Raw genomic sequence first — 16937 nt, forward strand, 5'->3', positions numbered from 1 at the left:
GTTAAAAATGACCATCGAAATGATCGAAGTCGAAGAGTTCAACCAGGGCACGCAGATCAAGGTGATCGGTGTCGGCGGTGGCGGCGGCAATGCGGTCGCCCACATGATGGAGCGTGGCGTGCAGGGCGTTCAGTTCGTCTGCGCGAACACCGACGCACAGGCCCTGCAGCGCAGCAACGCGCACAAGATCATCCAGCTGGGCACCAGCGGCCTGGGCGCCGGCAGCAAGCCCGAGAAGGGCCGTGACGCGGCCGAAGCCGCGGTGGACGACATCCGCGCCGCCATCGACGGCGCGCACATGCTGTTCATCACGGCCGGCATGGGCGGCGGCACCGGCACCGGCGCCGCTCCGGTGATCGCGCGCGTGGCGAAGGAAATGGGCATCCTCACCGTGGGCGTGGTGACCAAGCCCTTCGACTGGGAAGGCGGCCGCCGCATGACCAACGCCGACGCCGGCCTGGCCGAGCTCGAAGCCAACGTCGACTCGCTGATCGTCGTGCTCAACGAGAAGCTGCTCGACGTGCTGGGCGAGGACGTCACGCAGGACGAAGCCTTCGCGCAGGCCAACGACGTGCTGAAGAACGCCGTGGGCGGCATCTCGGAAATCATCAACGAGTACGGCGGCGTGAACGTCGACTTCGAAGACGTGCGCACCGTGATGGGCGAGCCCGGCAAGGCCATGATGGGCACGGCCGCGGCCGCCGGCCCCGACCGCGCGCGCATCGCCGCCGAACAGGCCGTGGCCTGCCCGCTGCTCGAAGGCATCGACCTCTCGGGCGCCAAGGGCGTGCTGGTGCTGGTGACGGCATCGAAGGGCTCGCTGAAGCTGAACGAGTCGAAGCTGGCGATGAACACCATCCGCGCCTACGCTTCGCCGGATGCGCACGTGATCTACGGCGCCGCCTACGACGACAGCCTGGGCGACGAGATGCGCGTGACCGTGGTGGCCACCGGCCTCTCGCGTCCCGACGCTCGCCGCCAGCAGCCGACGCTGGAAGTCATCCGCACCGGCACCGACAACATCCCCTTCACCGTGCCGACGCTCGGTGGCGTGGGTCATGCCGGTGGCACGGGCGGCAGCCAGCCCAACTACGACGGCATGGCCGTTCCCAGCGTGTGGCGCACCAACCGCACGATGGCCGCCGCGAAGGTGGACGCGCTGTCTTCGGGCGGCATGGACGACTTCGAGATCCCCGCGTTCCTGCGTCGTCAAGCTGATTGAGAGAACACCCCATCCGATGGCCTCGCTGAGGCCACCGCAGGGGTGAACTCGGCCAGACGCAGAGGGCACGAGAGGGCGTAAGGGGCACGGGGACGACCCGAAAGGGACGTCCGCTGGCTCTAGGCGCTGCGCTCGCCTCGTGCCCTTTGCGTCCATTTCGGGCCAACTCGAAGCAATTGCATAGAACCCATGTCTATCGGTGCCATAGCGAGGGGCATAGGCCGCCACGCCCGTCGGGCGCCTAAAATCCCGGCCGTGCTGCAACAACGAACCCTCAAGTCCATCAGCCGCGCCGTGGGCGTGGGGCTCCACAGCGGCCAGCGCGTGGAGCTGACACTGCGGCCGGCGCCGGCCGATACGGGCATCGTGTTCCGCCGCGTCGACCTGCCCGAGCCGGTCGAGATCCGCATGACCGCCGAGTCGGTCACCGACACGCGCCTCGCGTCCACCGTCTCCACCGGCGGCGCCAAGGTGCAGACCGTCGAGCACATCATGTCCGCCTGCGCGGGCCTGGGCATCGACAACCTCTACATCGACATCACGGCCGACGAAGTGCCGATCCTCGACGGATCGGCTTCCTCCTTCGTGTTCCTGCTGCAGAGCGCGGGCATCGCGCTGCAGAAGGCGCCGCGCCGCTTCATCCGCGTGACCCGCAAGGTCGAGGTGCGCGAAGGCGAGGGCGCCAACGAGAAGTGGGCGAGCCTGGAGCCGTACCACGGCTACAAGCTGAGCTTCGAGATCGACTTCGACCACCGCGTCGTCAACTCCACCGGCCAGCGCGTGGAGTTCGACCTGGGCACCGACTCCTACAGCCGCGACATCGCCCGTGCGCGCACCTTCGGCTTCACGAAGGAGGTCGAGTACATGCGCAGCAAGGGCCTCGCGCTCGGTGGCGGGCTCGACAACGCCATCGTGATGGACGACACCAAGGTGCTGAACGAGGGCGGCCTGCGCTACGACGACGAGTTCGTGAAGCACAAGATCCTCGACGCGATGGGCGACCTCTACATCATCGGCAAGCCGCTGCTGGCCGCCTACAAGGCGTTCCGGTCGGGCCATGCGCTCAACAACAAGCTGCTGCGCGAACTGCTTTCGCACAGCGACGCCTACGAGGTCGTGACCTTCGAGGACGAGAAGCGCGCACCGCGCGGTTTCGGCGAAGTCGCGCGGGCCTGGTAAGGCCCCGCTCCTGACATGCTCCTGTTCCGCTGGGCCATCCTGCTGCTCCTGCTGGTGGCCGGCGTTTGCTTCGCGTTCTACGCGGGCACGGGGCAGGTCAAGTACCGACGCATCGGCTGGATCGTGCTGAAGTGGACGCTGCTGGCTGCCTTCGGCTTCTTCGCGGTGCTGATTGCCGAGCGAGTCGCGTAGAACCGGCTTCCCGACGGCAGGCCGGCTGATCGCCTCTCACGCCAGCGCCTGCAAGGCCTGCACCTGCCGCGTGAGCAGCGGCCCCTTGCGATGTGCGGGCACCAGCAGCATCACCGTATCTCCCAGCGCCTTCGGCCTTCCCCAGGGTGCATGCAGCTTGCCTTGCGCCAGCAGCGGCGCGACAAGGTGTTCGCGCCCCATCAGCACACCCTCGCCATCCACCGCGGCCTGGAGCGCCAGGCTGTAGAGCGAGAAGTCCGGCCCTGCGGCGAGCGCGTCTGCGTCGGCCGCCGTGGTGCCGGGCCGCACGGCCTGCAGCCAGCGCTGCCAGTCGTCCCGCCAGACGGTGTCGTGCAGTCCGCCGCTGTGCTGCAGCAGGTCGGCCAGGTCTTCGAGGGTGCGCGGGCGGCCGCTGGGCAGGGGCTCGCGAAGGCGCGGGCTGCACACGGGCAGCAGCCGGTCGCGCACCAGCGGAATCGCCTGCGCGCCCGCCGCGCTTTCGATGCGTTCGCTCGCGCGCGCATAGAACAGGCCCAGGTCGAAAGGCTCGCGGCGGAAGTTCGGCGGCTGCTCCAGCGCGGTCACCGACACCTGCACGCCGGGCAGTTCCGCCTTCAGCCGCGACAGGCGAGGAGACAGCCACAGCTGCGCCACGGCCGGCAGCGCGGCCACCTGCAGCGTGCTGCGGCGCGCGGCAGTCTGTGTCTCGTGGCGCAGCGCCTGCACGGCGAGGCCGAGCTGGTCGACGGCTGCGCTGAGGGCCGGCAAGGCGCGACGCCCGTGCGCGCTGAGGCGAATGCCCTGGCTGTGGCGCTCGAAGAGTGCGCCGCCGGCCCAGGTTTCCAGCGCCTTGATCTGCTGCGCGATGGCTGCCGGCGTGACGAACAGCTCCTCGGCCGCGCGCGCGAAGCTGCCATGGCGTGCGGCCGCCTCGAAGGCGCGCACCGCGGTGTGCGGCGGCAGGCGGGGACGCGGCGGTGCGAGCGGCATGGGGCGGGTCCTTCAGGCCAAGTTTTTCTATGGCTCGGGGCCAGATTATCCGGCTTGCCGCATCGGCGGGGGCAGGCGACGATGCAGCCATCCACCACTTCCTGCGAGATCCGCCGCATGCCTGCCGCCGCCCTGCAACGCCGCCCCTGGGTTCCCGCCGCCAGCGAGGACCACGTGCTTTCCATCGCCGCCGATGCCGCCGCGCGAGACGCCGCGGGCGTCGCCGCCGAGATCGAACGGCTGGTGGCCGACAACCATCGCATCCACGACGTGGACGGACTGAACCTCAACCCCGCCACCAACGTGATGAACCCGGCGGCCGAGGCGCTGCTGTCGCGCGGGCTGGGCTCGCGCCCGTCGCTGGGCTATCCGGGCGACAAGTACGAGATGGGGCTGGAGGCCATCGAGCGCATCGAGGTGGTCGCCGCCGAGCTGGCGGCCGAGGTGTTCGGTTCGAAGTTCGCCGAGGTGCGCGTGAGCTCGGGCGCGCTGTCGAACCTCTACGTGTTCATGGCGACCTGCCGGCCCGGCGACACCATCGTCGTGCCGCCGCCCAGCATCGGCGGCCACGTCACGCACCATGCGGCGGGCGCCGCGGGTCTCTATGGCCTGAAGCCGGTCTCCGCGCCGGTGGATGCCGACGGCTACACGGTCGACGTGGCCGCGCTCGCGAAGCTGGTGCGCGAGGCGAAGCCGAAGCTCATCACCATCGGCGGCAGCCTGAACCTGTTTCCGCATCCGGTGCCCGAGATCCGCGAGATCGCCGACAGCGTGGGTGCAAAGCTGCTGTTCGACGCGGCGCATCTCTCGGGCATGGTGGCCGGCAAGGCGTGGCCGCAGCCGCTGGAGCAGGGCGCGCACGCGATCACCATGAGCACCTACAAGAGCCTGGGTGGTCCGGCGGGCGGGCTGATCGTGTCGAACGACGCGGCGCTGATGGAGCGCATCGACGCCATCGCCTACCCCGGCCTCACGGCCAACTCGGACGCGGGCCGCACGGCCGCGCTGGCCCGCGGGCTGCTCGACTGGAAGGTGCACGGCGTCGCCTACGCGGCGGCGATGCGCGAGACGGCGCAGGCGCTGGCGCGCGAACTCGATGCGCTGGGCCTGCCGGTGTTCGCGAAGGCGCGCGGCTTCACGCAGTCGCACCAGTTCGCGATCAAGGCCGCGCGCTGGGGAGGTGGTCAGCACGCGGCGAAGAAGCTCGCGCAGGGCGGCCTGCTGGCCTGCGGCATCGGCCTGCCGATCGCGCCCGTGAAGGGTGACATCAACGGCCTGCGCCTGGGCGTGCCCGAGATCGTGCGGCTGGGCTTCACGCCCGAAGACATGCCGCCGCTGGCCGGCTGGATCGCGCGTGCACTCGAAGGCGATGCCGCATCGGTGGCCGCCGAGGTGCGCGAGCGCCGCAAGCGCCTGGGCGAACTGCGCTACATCGTGCGCTGAAGGCCGCTTCGCCTCAGCGTGAACGCCCCTGCCGGTAGGTGCCGGCATGGGTCTTCGACAGCTCCGCCGCCTCGGCCAGCCGCGCCATCGAGCGCCCCACCTGCGCGTGCGTGATGGCGATGCCCAGCGCATCCGCCGCGTCGGCGCCCGGCAGGCCGGGCAGGTCGAGCAGGCGCCGCACCATCTCCTGCACCTGCGCCTTGGCCGCCTGGCCGTGGCCGGCCACCGCCTTCTTCATCTGCAGCGCCGTGTACTCGGCCACCGAGAGGTTGTTGCTGACGAGCGCCGTCACGCATGCGCCGCGCGCCTGCCCCAGCAGCAGCGTGGATTGCGGATTCACGTTGACGAAGATGATTTCCACCGCCGATGCATCGGGCTGGTAGCGCGAGGTGATTTCCGCGATGCCGTCGAACAGCACCTTCAGGCGGGCCGGCAGGTTGCCGGTGCCCAAGTGCCGCGTGCTGATGGTGCCGCTGGCCACGTAGCGCAGCGCATGGCCGTCCGCATCGACCACGCCGAAGCCGGTGGTCTGCAAGCCGGGGTCGATGCCGAGAATGCGCATGAAAGGAAACGTAAAGGCCTAAGCCTGGGAAAAGATTGTCAAAGAGTTGCGAAGAGAGGGCCGAAAGCCGGCTGATCGTGGGCAGAATGCGCCCCGGTCCGTACCGTCCGCCCCGCCCCGCGCGGGGCGCGCCATTCAAGGAAGCGAATGTGAATGTAGTCGAGTCCTCCGCGCAGCAGCAACTGGACGAGGTGCAAGCCTTGATCGCACGCCTGCAGATGCACCCCGCCGAACGCGCGGCCGCCAGCTTCAGGCGCGTCGAACTGCTCGACGACATGGGACGCCGCCAGGAGGCGTTGGCCGCATGCGCGCGCATGCTCGACGAGTTCGCTTCGAAGCCCGAGGTCGGCGTCGTCGTGCCCTGCTGCCAGGCCTTGCGCCTGCTGGCGCACATGCTGCGCCAGATGCATCGCCCCGCCGACGCGCTCGCCACGCTCGACCGCCTGATCGCGGCGCACGGCCAGCGCGCCGAACCCGAGATCCGCGAGCACATCGCGCATGCGCTCTACCAGCGCACCTGGTGGATCGACGAGCCCGCCGCGCGTTGCGAAGCCTGCGACGCCATGAGCGAGCTCCTCGACGGCCAGCCCGATGCCGCGCTCGACACCTGGCACGTGGAGGCCCGGCTGCTCAAGGCCGAGATCGAGCACCACCGCGGCCTGCCGCAGGACGCGCTGGCCACGCTGGAGGCCGTCATCGAGCGTTTCGACGGCAGCACCGACCCCGGCGTGGTGCTGCGCGTCGCGCGTGCGCGCCTGGCTTGCGTGCTCAACCTGCGCGAGCTGGCGCAGCATGCGCAGGCGCAGGTGATGTGCCTCGCGGTGGCCGACCAGATCGAAGCCGACCTTGCCCATGCGGCGCCGGAGTTGCGCATCGAGGGCGTGCGGGCGCTGACGCTCTTCTTCGACGGCTTCGGCATCGACGAGCATGCGAACCGCGCCGAGCTGGTGGGCTGGCTGCTCGACCGCTACGGCCACGACGCGTCGCCGCAGGTGCGGCGCATGGCCGTGCGGCGCGCCTACGACTGGTCGGTGGGCCTGCGCGAATCGGACGACGGCGAGGCCGCGCTGGCCGCCTGCGATCGGCTGCTCGCCACCTTCGGCGCGGACACCGACGCGGTGGTGCACCGCACCGTGGCGAGCGCGCTGCTCAACAAGGGCTTCGTGCTGCTCGAGCGGCTCGGCCGCGCCGAGGAGGCGCTGCAGGTCTACCAGCAGCTCGCGAGGCAGCTGCAGGGCGCGTCCGAGGCCGAGCTGCAGGACGCGCTCGCCAAGGCCACCGCCGGCCGGCAGGCCTGCCTGAAGCGGCTGCGCAAGGCCGATGCCGAAGGCAACCTGCCGGAGCTTCCGGCAGAGCTGCGCGACGAGGTGCGCGACAAGGTCAGGCAAGGGCGCAGGTACGGCGACGCGGGCGAGTCGCGCGAGGCCATCGCGCTGTTCGACGAGGTGCTGGCCGCGCATGCCGCCTCGCCGCATCCGGAGCTGCGCCGCCAGTGCGCGCGGGCACTGGTCCACAAGGCCTTCTGCCTGGTCGCGCTGGAGCGTTTCGACGAAGTCGTCGCGGCCGCCGAGGCGATGGACGCGCGCTACGGCGCCGACCCCTCGACCGAGATGCAGGAGACGGTCGCGCTGTGCATGCAGTACAAGAGCACCGCGCTCGACCGCCTCGGCCGGCACGACGACGAGATGCGCGTGCACGACGAGATCGTCGCGCGCTGGGGCAATTCCGAACTGCCCGACCTGCGCGGACGCGTGGTCGGCGCGCTGTTCCGCAAGGGCGCCACGCTGCGCCAGACCGGCCGGCTCGAGGCGGCGGTGGCCTGCTACGACGAGGCCATCGCACGCACCAGCGGCGCGAGGGAAGGCACGCTGCAGCTCTGGGCCGCGAAGTCGCTGATCAACAAGGCCAAGGCGCAGGACAAGCTCGGCGACCCGGCTGGCCAGATCAAGACCTATCGCGCGCTCATCGCACGCTTCGGCGATTCGGGCGATGCCGCGCTGCGCGAGCGCGTCGTCAACGCCTGCGAGTGGCTCGCGGAGGCCGAAGGCCGGCAGGGGCGCGTGGAGGCGCAGCGCGCAGCGCTCGAGGCCGCGCTGGGCCGCTTCGGCACCGCGCTCTCGGCCGACCAGCGCGCTCGCCTCGCGCGCGAACTGCAGGCGCTGAAGGCCAGGGCCATCGGACGCAAGGCGAAGGAAGTCTTCGGCCGCGTGGTGCGGCGCAGGGCCTGAACCCACCACCCAACCCGATCAGCCCCAGGCGTTCTTCCAGGAATACCGTGGAACCGGCTTTGCCGGGCCACCGGTATTGCCCCCTGCAAGGGGGTGGCGAAGCGACACGAAGTGCGCAAGCCTGGGGGTTTGCCCAGCCTCCCGTGGAACCGGCTTTGCCGGGCCACCGGTATTGCCCCCTGCAAGGGGGTGGCGAAGCGACACGAAGTGCGCAAGCCTGGGGGTTTGCCCAGCCTCCCGTGGAACCGGCTTTGCCGGGCCACCGGTATTGCCCCCTGCAAGGGGGTGGCGAAGCGACGCGAAGTGCGCAAGCCTGGGGGTTTGCCAAGTTCAGACGTTGAAGTACCAGCGGATGGAATGGAAGAAGATGGGCGCGGCGAAGCACAGGGCATCGACGCGGTCCAGCAGGCCGTTGGCCCCCGTCACGCCCACGCCCTTCTTGCCCCAGTTCGGAATGCCCCGGTCGCGCTTGAGCGCCTTCATCACCAGGTGCCCCATCGACCCCGAGATGCACGCGATGACCGACACCGCGAGCGCCTGTCCGAACTTGAACGGCGTGATGAACGAGAACAGCGCGCCCACCAGGCTCGCCACCGCGATGCCGACGGCCCAGCTGGTCCAGTTGAAGCTGCGGCTCACGTTGGGCGCGAAGGGCGCGCGCTGCATGCGCCGCGAGATCAGGTGCTGCACCAGCACCGAGGTCTGCACCACGAACACCAGGAAGAACACGAGGAACGCGCTCTTGCCCTCGTAGCCCGGAAAGCTCAGCAGCAGCAGCGCCGGCACATGGCTCATGCCGTAGACGCAGACCATGATGCCCCACTGCAGCTTGGCGTTGCGCTCCAGGAACTGGCTCGGGTCGTTGGCCAGCGCGCTCGTCACCGGGATCGCGAGGAACACGTACACCGGGATGAACACGGTGAACAGGTCGAAGCGCGCCGTGGCCACCAGCCAGAACTGGATCGGCAGCACCACGAAGAAGGCCAGGATCAGGCTGCGGTGGTCGCCGCGCCGCGTGGGCGAGAGCGTGATGAACTCGCGCAGCGCGAAGAAGGAGATGAGCGCGAACAGCACCGTGGCCACCGTCTCGCCGAGCGCCCAGCCGATCCAGAAGACCAGCACCATGAACCAGGTCGTGCCCAGCAGGGCGCGGAAGTGCGCCAGCTCGGCCTGCCAGGCGGCGTCGTGCACGGGGTTGCGCTTTTCCCTGAAGCTCAGGAAGAAGGCGGTGGCGCTCACGATCGCGAGCACGCCGAAGATGATGAGGAAGAGCGCCGCGACCTGCTGGGTCGGGCTGAGGCTGCGCAGGAACTGGTTCATGTCGTCGGCGTCAGACGTCGCGCAGGGCGATCACGGCGGCGCGCGCCCGGTCGAGGAAGGGGCGGCGCTCCTCGCCTTCCTCCACGCGGATCGGCGCGCCGAAGGTAACGGAGCAGAGGATGGGCACCGGCACGATCTCGCCCTTGGGCATGACGCGCTGCACGTTGTCGATCCATGCGGGCACCAGCACCACCTCGGGGAACATCGTGGCCAGCGTGTAGAGGCCCGACTTGAACTTCTGCGGCTCGCCTGTGTGGCCGCGCGTGCCTTCGGGAAAGATGATGATCGAGTCGCCGCTGCGCAGGGCTTCGACCAGCGGGGCGAGCGGGTCGACAGGGGGAGTGGCCGCGACGGGCGGGGCTTCGGGCTCCGCCGGTGGTGGCGGCTCGGGCGGTGGCGCAGGTGGTGGAGCAGGGGGCTCCGGCAGGTCGAGCTGGCCCTGTGCGCCGGACGCGACGGTTTCCAGGGGAGCCTCGGGCGGGGTCAACGGCAGCAGCGGCTCCATCGAGGGCTCGATGCGCTCGGCCGGCGGGGGGAACCGGTGCACGTGCGACGGGCGGCGGTGGCGGCGCTTCGGCCACCACCGGTGCCGTCGGTGCGCTTGCCGCTGCAGCGGGCGTCGCCTGCCGCTCGACGTACACCGCGTTGAACACCTCCGTCGTGATCCAGCGCTTGACCGGCGTATTGGCCCAGTAGTCGCGCGCCGCGATCGGCCGGGTGATGCTGCGCAATTCTTCCGGCAGCGCCGCCCAGATCATCACCAGGTCAGCATGGCTCTGGTGATTGGCGAAGTAGATGCGCTGTTCGGCCTTGGGCGGACAGCCGTACCAGCGCGCCTGCGCGCCCGTGAGCAAGCGGACGATCCCAAGAAGCAGCCAACCCGTGAGCTTTGCCAGCATATGGGCGCGATGATACGGGCCATGCGATGGCGTTTCGATCCTCTTTCACTGGCGTGGGCGGTGGCCCTGTTTCTCGTTCTGCTGCTGCTGGCCACCGTCGGCGCGCGCTGGGGCTGGCTGCGCAGCTTCTTCGGCGACGTGCTTGCCGTGGTGTGGGTGTACTTCGTGTTCAAGACCGCGATTGGCGCGCGCGTGCTGCCGCTGGCGCTGGCCGCGCTGGGCGTGGGCCTTGCCGTCGAACTAGGGCAGTACCTGGCGGCGACGTGGCACCTGCACATTCCGAACCGCGCGCTGCGCATCGTGCTCGGCAGCACGGCCGACTGGTGGGACGTGCTGGCCTACACCATCGGCTTCGCCGCCGTGCTGGCCATCGAGGGCCTGCGCGGCGCTGCCGTCTTCAGGGCAGCTCGGCCGCGGGCATCCGCGCCATGACCGTCGAGGCGCGCCCGCTCAGGTAGGGCGAGCCGGTCCGGCGCTCGAAGAACTTGGGGCTGGGCAGCATCACCGCCAGCCGTGCCGCCTCTCCAGTGCCCAGGCGCGAGGCCGGCTTGCGGAAGTAGTACTGCGAGGCCGCCTGCGCGCCGAACACGCCTTCGCCCCACTCCACGTTGTTGAGGTAGATCTCCAGGATGCGCCGCTTGTCGAGCAGCACTTCGAGCAGCGTGGCCAGCACCAGCTCCTGCCCCTTGCGCAGCATGGTGCGCTCGCCCGACAGCAGCAGGTTCTTGGCGAGCTGCTGCGTGATGGTCGAGCCGCCGCGCAGCTGCACCGGCCGCACCGGCTTGCCGCGCGCGGCCGCACGTGCGGCCCGCTTGGCGGCCAGTTCCTCGGCCCTGGCGTTGCGCTGGCGCGCCCGCTCGATGGCCTCCCACTCCACGCCGTTGTGATCGACGAAGCCGGAGTCCTCGCTCGCGATGACCGCGCGCTTGAGCGTGTCGCTGATCTGCGAGTAGGGCACCCATTCCTGGCGCCAGCCGCCGCCGCTTCCCTGGTGGATGGCGATCTGGTAGGCCTCGGAGCGCTGGAACGCGGTGCTCTGCGGATCGATCACCGCCATCGCCGCGATGCGCGCCACGAAGAAGAGCTGCAGTGCCAGGCCCGCCACCGCGATGCAGGCGATCAGGCGCAGCGCGGCTTTCATTTCAGTTCGGCACGGATCTCGGCGAGCACCTGCGCCGAAGGCGGACGCACGCCGCGCCAGATCTCGAAGGACTCGGCCGCCTGCTCGACCAGCATGCCGAGCCCGTCGCGCGCCACCGCGCCGTGCGCCTGCGCCCAGGCCATGAAGCCGGCGGCGGCGGGGCCGTACATCATGTCGACCGCGAGCCCGCCTTCGCGCAGCACGCTGGCCTTCACGGGCACCGCGTCGCCCGCGAGGCTGGAGGCGGTGGCATTGACCACCACGTCGAAGGCGCCCGGCACCTCGTCGAGCGCCCAGGCTTCGAGCGAGGCGCCGTGGCGCAGCGCGACGGCCGCGTGGCGGCGCACCAGCTCGACCGCCTTGTCCACGGTGCGGTTGGCGACCACGACGCGCGAGGCGCCCGCATCGAGCAGCGGGCCCAGCACGCCGGCCGCGGCGCCGCCCGCGCCGATCAGCAGCAACGCCTTGCCCTCGAGCGGCACGCCCGCGTTGCGCACGATGTCGTTGACCAGGCCGATGCCGTCGGTGTTGTCCGCGTAAATGCCGCCGTCGGCGTCGAAGCGCAGCGTGTTCGCCGCCTGCGCGAGCAGGGCGCGCTCGCTGGTGTGCTGCGCCAGCGCCGCGGCCTCGAACTTGAAGGGCACCGTGATGTTGCAGCCGCGCGCGACGTCGCCGCGCTCGGCGGCCTCGCTGCGGAAGGCTGCGATGCCTTCGGCGAACGCGCCGAGCGGAATCAGCCGCCGGCCGTATTCCATCTGCTGCCGGCCGCAAAGCTCGGCGAAGCGCGCGTGGATGCGGGGCGAGCGGCTGTGCTCGACGGGGTTGCCCATGACGCAGTACAGGTCCATGGTGTCTGCCTCCTGTCTTTCGTTCTTGTCGTGTCCTGGCGGTCTTCCGGCTACTGCGATGAGAGTTCGACCGAGCCGTCGTGCGCGAAGCGGAAGTGCGGCCGGATCACGATCTGGTCGGCGTGCTCCTTGCGCATCGCGTCGGTGAAGGTGCCGAAGTTGCCCACGCTCGCGACGATGGCCTGCGCGCGCTTGTCCAGCACGGCCTGGCCCGAGCTTTCGTCGACCACCGTCGAGAGCAGCCGGCCGTCGAAGTTGACGGTGATGGTCATCGTGAGCTCGCCGTAGAGCTTCTTGCCGGCCAGCGTCGGGAAGTTGGCCGTGCCCTGCGCCTCTACCCGGCGGCGCAGCGAATCGACGTAGGTGGCGAAGGCTGCCTCGCGCGTGAAGGGGCTCAGGTAGCGCTTCTTGGGGCGCGCGTTTTCCTCGTTCACGCGGCGCTCGATCTCGGCCAGCAGGTTGATCATCTGGCGGCGCTTGTCTTCCTGCGCCTTGGCCTCGGCCGGGTCGCCGGGGTTGCGCGGGTCGGGCGCGGGCATCGCGGCCAGGTCGCGCTTGAGCTGGGTGAGCATCTGCATCTGCTCGGCCTGCATGGCGTCGACCTTGCGCTGCGCGTCCTCGAAGGAGTCGCCCACGGTGGTGAAGCTCGACGGCGGCAGCGGGCTGGTCGCGCGGCCCTTGTCGAGGTCGCCGCCGCCCGCCAGCGAGGTCTGCGCGCGCAGCCGGGCGGCGGGGTCGGGCCTGTCGTTGGTCTTGCTGTTGACCAGGATGACTTCGAGCGGCGTGTCGCTGAAGACCTTGTTGAACGACTCGGGATCGACGAAGCGCACCGCGAGCAGCGCGGCATGCACGACGACCGACACGCCCAGAGCGATCTGCAGCGTGCTGAGGTCCTTGAAGTTCATTCTCGAAACTCCTCCAGGAGCCGCATCATTTCTCCGGACGACGATCCGCCGGGTTTCATGCTGGCGTGTTTTCTTCTGGCGCGGCCTCGCTGTCGTTCAGGTCGACGGCAATGGCGATCGGGCCCGCAACCACTTCTTCTTCCTCTTCGTCGCTTTCCTGGCCGGCGGCCGCGTCGGCCTTCGGCGAGTCGAGCCGTTCGAGCACGGTGCCACTCACGTCGAGGGCGATCTCGTCGATCTCGCCGAGCTTCACGCGCAGGCGCGCGCCGCGCTCCTGCTGCCCGGCCACCGGGAACACCAGCGGCAGCGTGTCTGCACGCACCAGGGCACCGTTGGGCATGTCCTTGATGACGGTGGCTTCCAGCTCGGTGATGCCCTGCTGCTGCAGGTACTTCAGCGTCCAAAAGCGCTCCATGCCGCCCTGGTAGGCGTTGTACGCGGCATAGGCGGCGTCGAAGCCCGAGAGGATGGAGAACAGGTCGGCGTCCTTCGGCTTGAAGGGCGCGGCCAGCGCGGCGGTCTTTCCGTGGCGCGCGGCGGCGATGATCTGCCACTGGTTCACCAGGTCGGTGTAGCGGCGCAGCGGCGAGGTGCTCCAGGCGTAGCTCTTCACGCCCAGGCCCGCGTGCGGCAGCGCGCGCGTGCCCATGCGCACCTTGATGCCGGGCGCGAGGCTGGCCTGGCTGCGGTAGAGCCCCGGCACGCCGAGCTCGCCGAGCCAGCCGCCCCAGCTGCTGTTGGCCAGGATCATGGCCTCGGACACGATCAGGTCGAGCGGTGCGCCGCGCTGGCGCGTGCTGATCTGCACCTGCTCGTTCCCGGTGGGTTCGGCGCCGTCGTTGCCGACGAGGCGGAAGTTGTAGTCGGGCCGGTTGAAGCTCTCGGGCTTGCCGCGCACCACCTCGCGCTGCGCCTTCAGCTGTTTCGCGAGGCGGAACAAGAACGACAGGGGCGCGCGCATGCGGGCCGCGGCCTCGGGCGTGCTGTCGGCGTTGAACGTGGCATCTTCCAGCCACTGCTGCGTGACGACGGTGTCGAGCTGGTCGTGGCGCAGGTTGGCCACGATGGGCACGCGCTTCGAGCTTCGTCTCGGTGCCCTGCAGCTCCAGCGTGGCCTCGTCGAAGCGTGCGTACAGCGACACGGCCGGGCGGTCGCCGCCTTCGAGCAGCGTGTAGGTGTCGACCACTTCGTCGGGCAGCATCGTGATCTTGTAGCCCGGCATGTAGACCGTGGACATGCGCGCACGCGCCACGTTGTCGATCGGGCTGCCCGGCGTCAGCGCGAGGGCCGGCGCGGCGATGTGGATGCCGACCGTCACGGTGCCGGTGCCCAGGCCCTGCACCGAGAGCGCATCGTCGATTTCGGTGGTCTGCGAATCGTCGATGGAGAAGGCCTGCACGCCCTCGGCCAGCGGCAGGTCGTCGGCGATGGCGGGCGCCGCGAGCGCCGGGAAGCCGGTGCCCTTGGGGAAGTTCTCGAACAGGAAGCGCCGCCAGTGGAACTGGTAGGGCGAATCGATGGCGCCGGCGCGCTCCAGCAGGTCGAGCGGCGGGCGCTGCGTGGTGCGCGCGGCCTCGACGACGGCCTTGTACTCGGGGGCGTTCTTGTCGGGGCGGAAAAGAATCTTGTAGAGCTGCTCGCGCACGGGCGCCGGGCACACGCCCTCGGCCAGCTGCACGGCCCATTCGGCGATCTGCGCCTGGATGGCCTTCTTCTTCTCGATGGCGGCCAGCGCCTGCTGCACGATCTCGGCCGGGGCCTTCTTGAAACGGCCCTTGCCGGCGCGGCGGAAGTAGTGCGGCGCCTCGAACAGCGCGAACAGGGCGGCGGCCTGCTGGGCGAGCGAGGGCTTCTCGCTGAAATACTCGGCTGCCAGCTCGGCGAAGATGAATTCGCCCTCGGGCGCGAATTCCCAGGCGAGGTCGAGGTCCATGCCGGCGGCGAGCGCGCGCGCCTCGGCGATCAGGTCGGCGGGCGACGGTTTCTCGAAACGCAGGACGATGTTGGCGCCCTTGACCTTGACGCGTTTGCCGGTGTCGAGCTCGACCTGCGCCGACGCTTCGGCCTCCGACAGCACGCGGCCGCCGAGGTACTTGCCGGCTTCTTCAAACAATACAAACATCCGTCGATTGTCCCACGCGGAGTTAGGCTCACCCCAGGCTTGCCCACTTCGTGTGGCCTCCTTCCCCCTTCCGGGGGCGACACCTGCAGCCCGGCGAAGCCGGTTCTGCGGTGTCCCTGGAAATTCAAACGGGGTTGATGAAGGCCATCACGTCGTCGAGGTGGGCCTTTTCGAAGTCCGACAGGGCATGGTCGCCGCCTTCGAGCAGCTTGATGTTGCTGTCGGGGTAGCGCGCGGACATCTCGTGCCAGTCGAGCGCCTCGTCGCCCTTGGCGATGATGGCGAACACGCGCTCGGGCCGGGTGAGCGGGCCGACTTCCATCGCGCGCAGCTCATGGATGTATTCGGGGCGGAAATAGAAATGCTCCGCCGGGTCGTGCCAGAGGGTCTGGTCGCCGATGTAGCGCATGAGGTCGCGCGCGGGATGCACCGCCGGGTTGAGCAGTACCGCGCGGCAGCGCGTCATGCCGGCCACGTAGGTGGCGTAGTAGCCGCCGAGCGACGAGCCCACCACCGCCATCGACTTGCGCGGCCAGTGGGCGATGCCCTTCATCACCATGTCGATGGCGTCGTGCGGCGACGGCGGCAGCTGGGGGCACCACCACTGCAGGTTCGGATGGCGCCGCGCGACGCGGTCCGCGACGACCCGGGCCTTGGTCGAGCGAGGCGAGGAGCGGAAACCGTGCAGGTAGAGCAGGTGGGTGGTTTGCGGATCCATGCGAGGAAAAGACGGGAGGTGCGGCAACCGCACCTCGCTTGCCGGGAACGGGTAATTCTGCATGAGGTCTGTTCTCGCGAGGCCGCCTCCGACATACAAAAAACCCCGCGGGGCGAGTTCTTCGGTAAAGCCCCGGCCTGCAGGGGCCCCGGCTCGAGCCGGCATCCCGCCTGTCCCGTTCCAGTGCATGCCGCACGCCTGGAATTCGAAAGTATTCAGGTTTCGTTCGCGCGCTGGGCGAACCGCCTACGTTCCGGTTACTTCGTCCGCGCGGGGCAGCGGGGCAAGGTGCCCAAAAAAAGCGGCCAGAGTTTCCGACAGGCCCCGTGCCGGGCGTATCCCATGAACGGGGGATGAGCATATGGATTCCCCGTACGCGCCGAGGCTTATGCTCGGAGCATGAACATCGAGGCTCAGGACGACGCGACGCTACGCCGCTGGGGCGTGCTCGTCGTCGAAGACGACAGCCGCGCGCGCGCCTTTTTCGAGGCGAGCGTGCAGCGCAGCCCGCGCCTTTTCTGGCTCGGCAGCGCGGGCACCGTGCAGGAAGCGCTGGGCTGGCTGTCCCGCACCACCACCATCCCGGACGTGCTGCTCGTCGACCTGGGCATGCCCGACGGCACCGGCCTCGACGTGATCCGCGACGCGGTATCGCGCTTTCCCGGCTGCGAGCCGCTGGTCGTGTCGGTCTTCGGCGACGAGGAAAACGTTCTCGCCAGCATCGAGGCCGGCGCCGTGGGCTACATCCACAAGGACGCCGCGCCCGAGGACATCGCGCAGACCATCGTCGAGATGAAGGCCGGCGCCTCGCCCATCTCTCCCATGATCGCGCGGCGCGTGCTCGCCAAGTACCGCAGCCTGCAGACCGCGGCGCCCACCAGTGCAGCGCCGGGCTCTGCGCCCGAGGCCGCCGCCGAGGAGGCCGACCGCGGCCTGCTCTCGGCGCGCGAGCACGAGGTGCTGACGCTGATCGCGCGCGGCTTCTCCTATGCCGAGATCGCCCGGCTCAAGGGCCTGAGCGTTCACACGGTGCAGACCCACATCAAGAATCTCTACGGGAAGCTCGCAGTGCATTCCAAGAGCGAGGCGGTCTTCGAGGCGACGCGTCTCGGCCTGCTGTCTCATCCGGGCTGAGCGCAGATGCGGCGGAACCGGGTGTCGCTGGTG

Annotated in this window: 15 protein-coding genes and 2 pseudogenes; 7 read left to right on the forward strand and 10 right to left on the reverse strand. The window is 69.7% G+C overall.

All coding sequences use genetic code 11. From position 1 onward, the window contains the following. The first annotated feature begins 7 nt into the window (after positions 1 to 7). The 3 genes from ftsZ to ACHMXA_RS08485 all read left to right on the forward strand — a co-directional run bounded on the left by ftsZ (position 8) and on the right by ACHMXA_RS08485 (position 2593). Positions 8 to 1222, forward strand: coding sequence for a cell division protein FtsZ (gene ftsZ / locus ACHMXA_RS08475; protein WP_176667833.1), 1215 nt, complete (start codon positions 8 to 10; stop codon positions 1220 to 1222). 255 nt (positions 1223 to 1477) lie between these two features. Next, positions 1478 to 2401 carry a UDP-3-O-acyl-N-acetylglucosamine deacetylase gene (gene lpxC / locus ACHMXA_RS08480; protein ID WP_176667834.1) on the forward strand — a complete coding sequence of 308 codons (924 nt, stop codon included), beginning with the start codon at positions 1478 to 1480 and terminating at the stop codon, positions 2399 to 2401. Between the two features lie 15 nt (positions 2402 to 2416). Next, positions 2417 to 2593 (forward strand): hypothetical protein, encoded by a 177-nt coding sequence (locus ACHMXA_RS08485; protein WP_019656766.1) that lies wholly within the window; start codon positions 2417 to 2419, stop codon positions 2591 to 2593. Positions 2594 to 2629: 36 nt separating this feature from the next. Here the strand turns inward: ACHMXA_RS08485 and ACHMXA_RS08490 are convergent, their stop codons facing one another. Beyond that, positions 2630 to 3583, reverse strand: a complete 954-nt coding sequence (locus ACHMXA_RS08490) for a LysR family transcriptional regulator (RefSeq protein WP_395320063.1) — start codon at positions 3581 to 3583, stop codon at positions 2630 to 2632. A 117-nt stretch (positions 3584 to 3700) separates the two neighbouring features. Between ACHMXA_RS08490 and glyA the strand changes: the two genes are divergently transcribed. After that, positions 3701 to 5026, forward strand: coding sequence for a serine hydroxymethyltransferase (gene glyA, locus ACHMXA_RS08495; RefSeq protein ID WP_395320065.1), 1326 nt, complete (start codon positions 3701 to 3703; stop codon positions 5024 to 5026). Positions 5027 to 5039: 13 nt separating this feature from the next. Here the strand turns inward: glyA and ruvC are convergent, their stop codons facing one another. Further along, entirely contained in the window at positions 5040 to 5588 is a 549-nt protein-coding gene (gene ruvC / locus ACHMXA_RS08500) for a crossover junction endodeoxyribonuclease RuvC (RefSeq protein ID WP_395320067.1), read from the reverse strand. A gap of 149 nt (positions 5589 to 5737) precedes the next feature. On the opposite strand from ruvC, the gene ACHMXA_RS08505 reads away from it, so the two are divergent. Next, positions 5738 to 7816: a tetratricopeptide repeat protein gene (locus tag ACHMXA_RS08505; RefSeq protein WP_395320069.1), complete on the forward strand. Its 2079-nt coding sequence runs from the start codon at positions 5738 to 5740 to the stop codon at positions 7814 to 7816. Positions 7817 to 8146: 330 nt separating this feature from the next. Here ACHMXA_RS08505 and ACHMXA_RS08510 read toward each other — a convergent pair whose 3' ends face one another. The 3 genes and pseudogenes from ACHMXA_RS08510 to ACHMXA_RS08520 form a co-directional block, all read right to left on the reverse strand. Then, entirely contained in the window at positions 8147 to 9136 is a 990-nt protein-coding gene (locus tag ACHMXA_RS08510; protein WP_395320071.1) for a phosphatidate cytidylyltransferase, read from the reverse strand. A gap of 10 nt (positions 9137 to 9146) precedes the next feature. Next, positions 9147 to 9683: a lysophospholipid acyltransferase family protein gene (locus ACHMXA_RS08515; RefSeq protein WP_395320073.1), complete on the reverse strand. Its 537-nt coding sequence runs from the start codon at positions 9681 to 9683 to the stop codon at positions 9147 to 9149. Positions 9684 to 9807: 124 nt separating this feature from the next. Further along, positions 9808 to 10035, reverse strand: a pseudogene (locus ACHMXA_RS08520) (1-acyl-sn-glycerol-3-phosphate acyltransferase); the annotation flags it as partial. Between the two features lie 9 nt (positions 10036 to 10044). On the opposite strand from ACHMXA_RS08520, the gene ACHMXA_RS08525 reads away from it, so the two are divergent. Then, a complete protein-coding gene (locus ACHMXA_RS08525; RefSeq protein WP_395321257.1) occupies positions 10045 to 10467 on the forward strand; it encodes a DUF2809 domain-containing protein in 423 nt (140 codons plus the stop codon). On the opposite strand, the gene mtgA is transcribed toward ACHMXA_RS08525, so the two are convergent. The 5 genes and pseudogenes from mtgA to ACHMXA_RS08550 form a co-directional block, all read right to left on the reverse strand. Beyond that, entirely contained in the window at positions 10433 to 11176 is a 744-nt protein-coding gene (gene mtgA, locus ACHMXA_RS08530; RefSeq protein WP_176667841.1) for a monofunctional biosynthetic peptidoglycan transglycosylase, read from the reverse strand. The genes ACHMXA_RS08525 and mtgA overlap by 35 nt on opposite strands. Then, positions 11173 to 12024, reverse strand: coding sequence for a shikimate dehydrogenase (aroE, locus tag ACHMXA_RS08535; protein WP_395320076.1), 852 nt, complete (start codon positions 12022 to 12024; stop codon positions 11173 to 11175). The genes mtgA and aroE overlap by 4 nt, the downstream gene beginning before the upstream one ends. Positions 12025 to 12074: 50 nt before the next feature. Beyond that, positions 12075 to 12929 carry an energy transducer TonB gene (locus ACHMXA_RS08540; RefSeq protein WP_395320078.1) on the reverse strand — a complete coding sequence of 285 codons (855 nt, stop codon included), beginning with the start codon at positions 12927 to 12929 and terminating at the stop codon, positions 12075 to 12077. A 55-nt stretch (positions 12930 to 12984) separates the two neighbouring features. Then, positions 12985 to 15052: pseudogene (locus ACHMXA_RS08545) on the reverse strand (ribonuclease catalytic domain-containing protein). 124 nt (positions 15053 to 15176) lie between these two features. Further along, a complete protein-coding gene (locus ACHMXA_RS08550; protein ID WP_176667845.1) occupies positions 15177 to 15770 on the reverse strand; it encodes a YqiA/YcfP family alpha/beta fold hydrolase in 594 nt (197 codons plus the stop codon). A 399-nt stretch (positions 15771 to 16169) separates the two neighbouring features. On the opposite strand from ACHMXA_RS08550, the gene ACHMXA_RS08555 reads away from it, so the two are divergent. After that, positions 16170 to 16904, forward strand: a complete 735-nt coding sequence (locus tag ACHMXA_RS08555; protein ID WP_395320080.1) for a response regulator — start codon at positions 16170 to 16172, stop codon at positions 16902 to 16904. Positions 16905 to 16937: the final 33 nt, after the last annotated feature.

The organism is Variovorax sp. UC74_104, from assembly GCF_044055375.1.
GTDB lineage: Bacteria > Pseudomonadota > Gammaproteobacteria > Burkholderiales > Burkholderiaceae_C > Variovorax.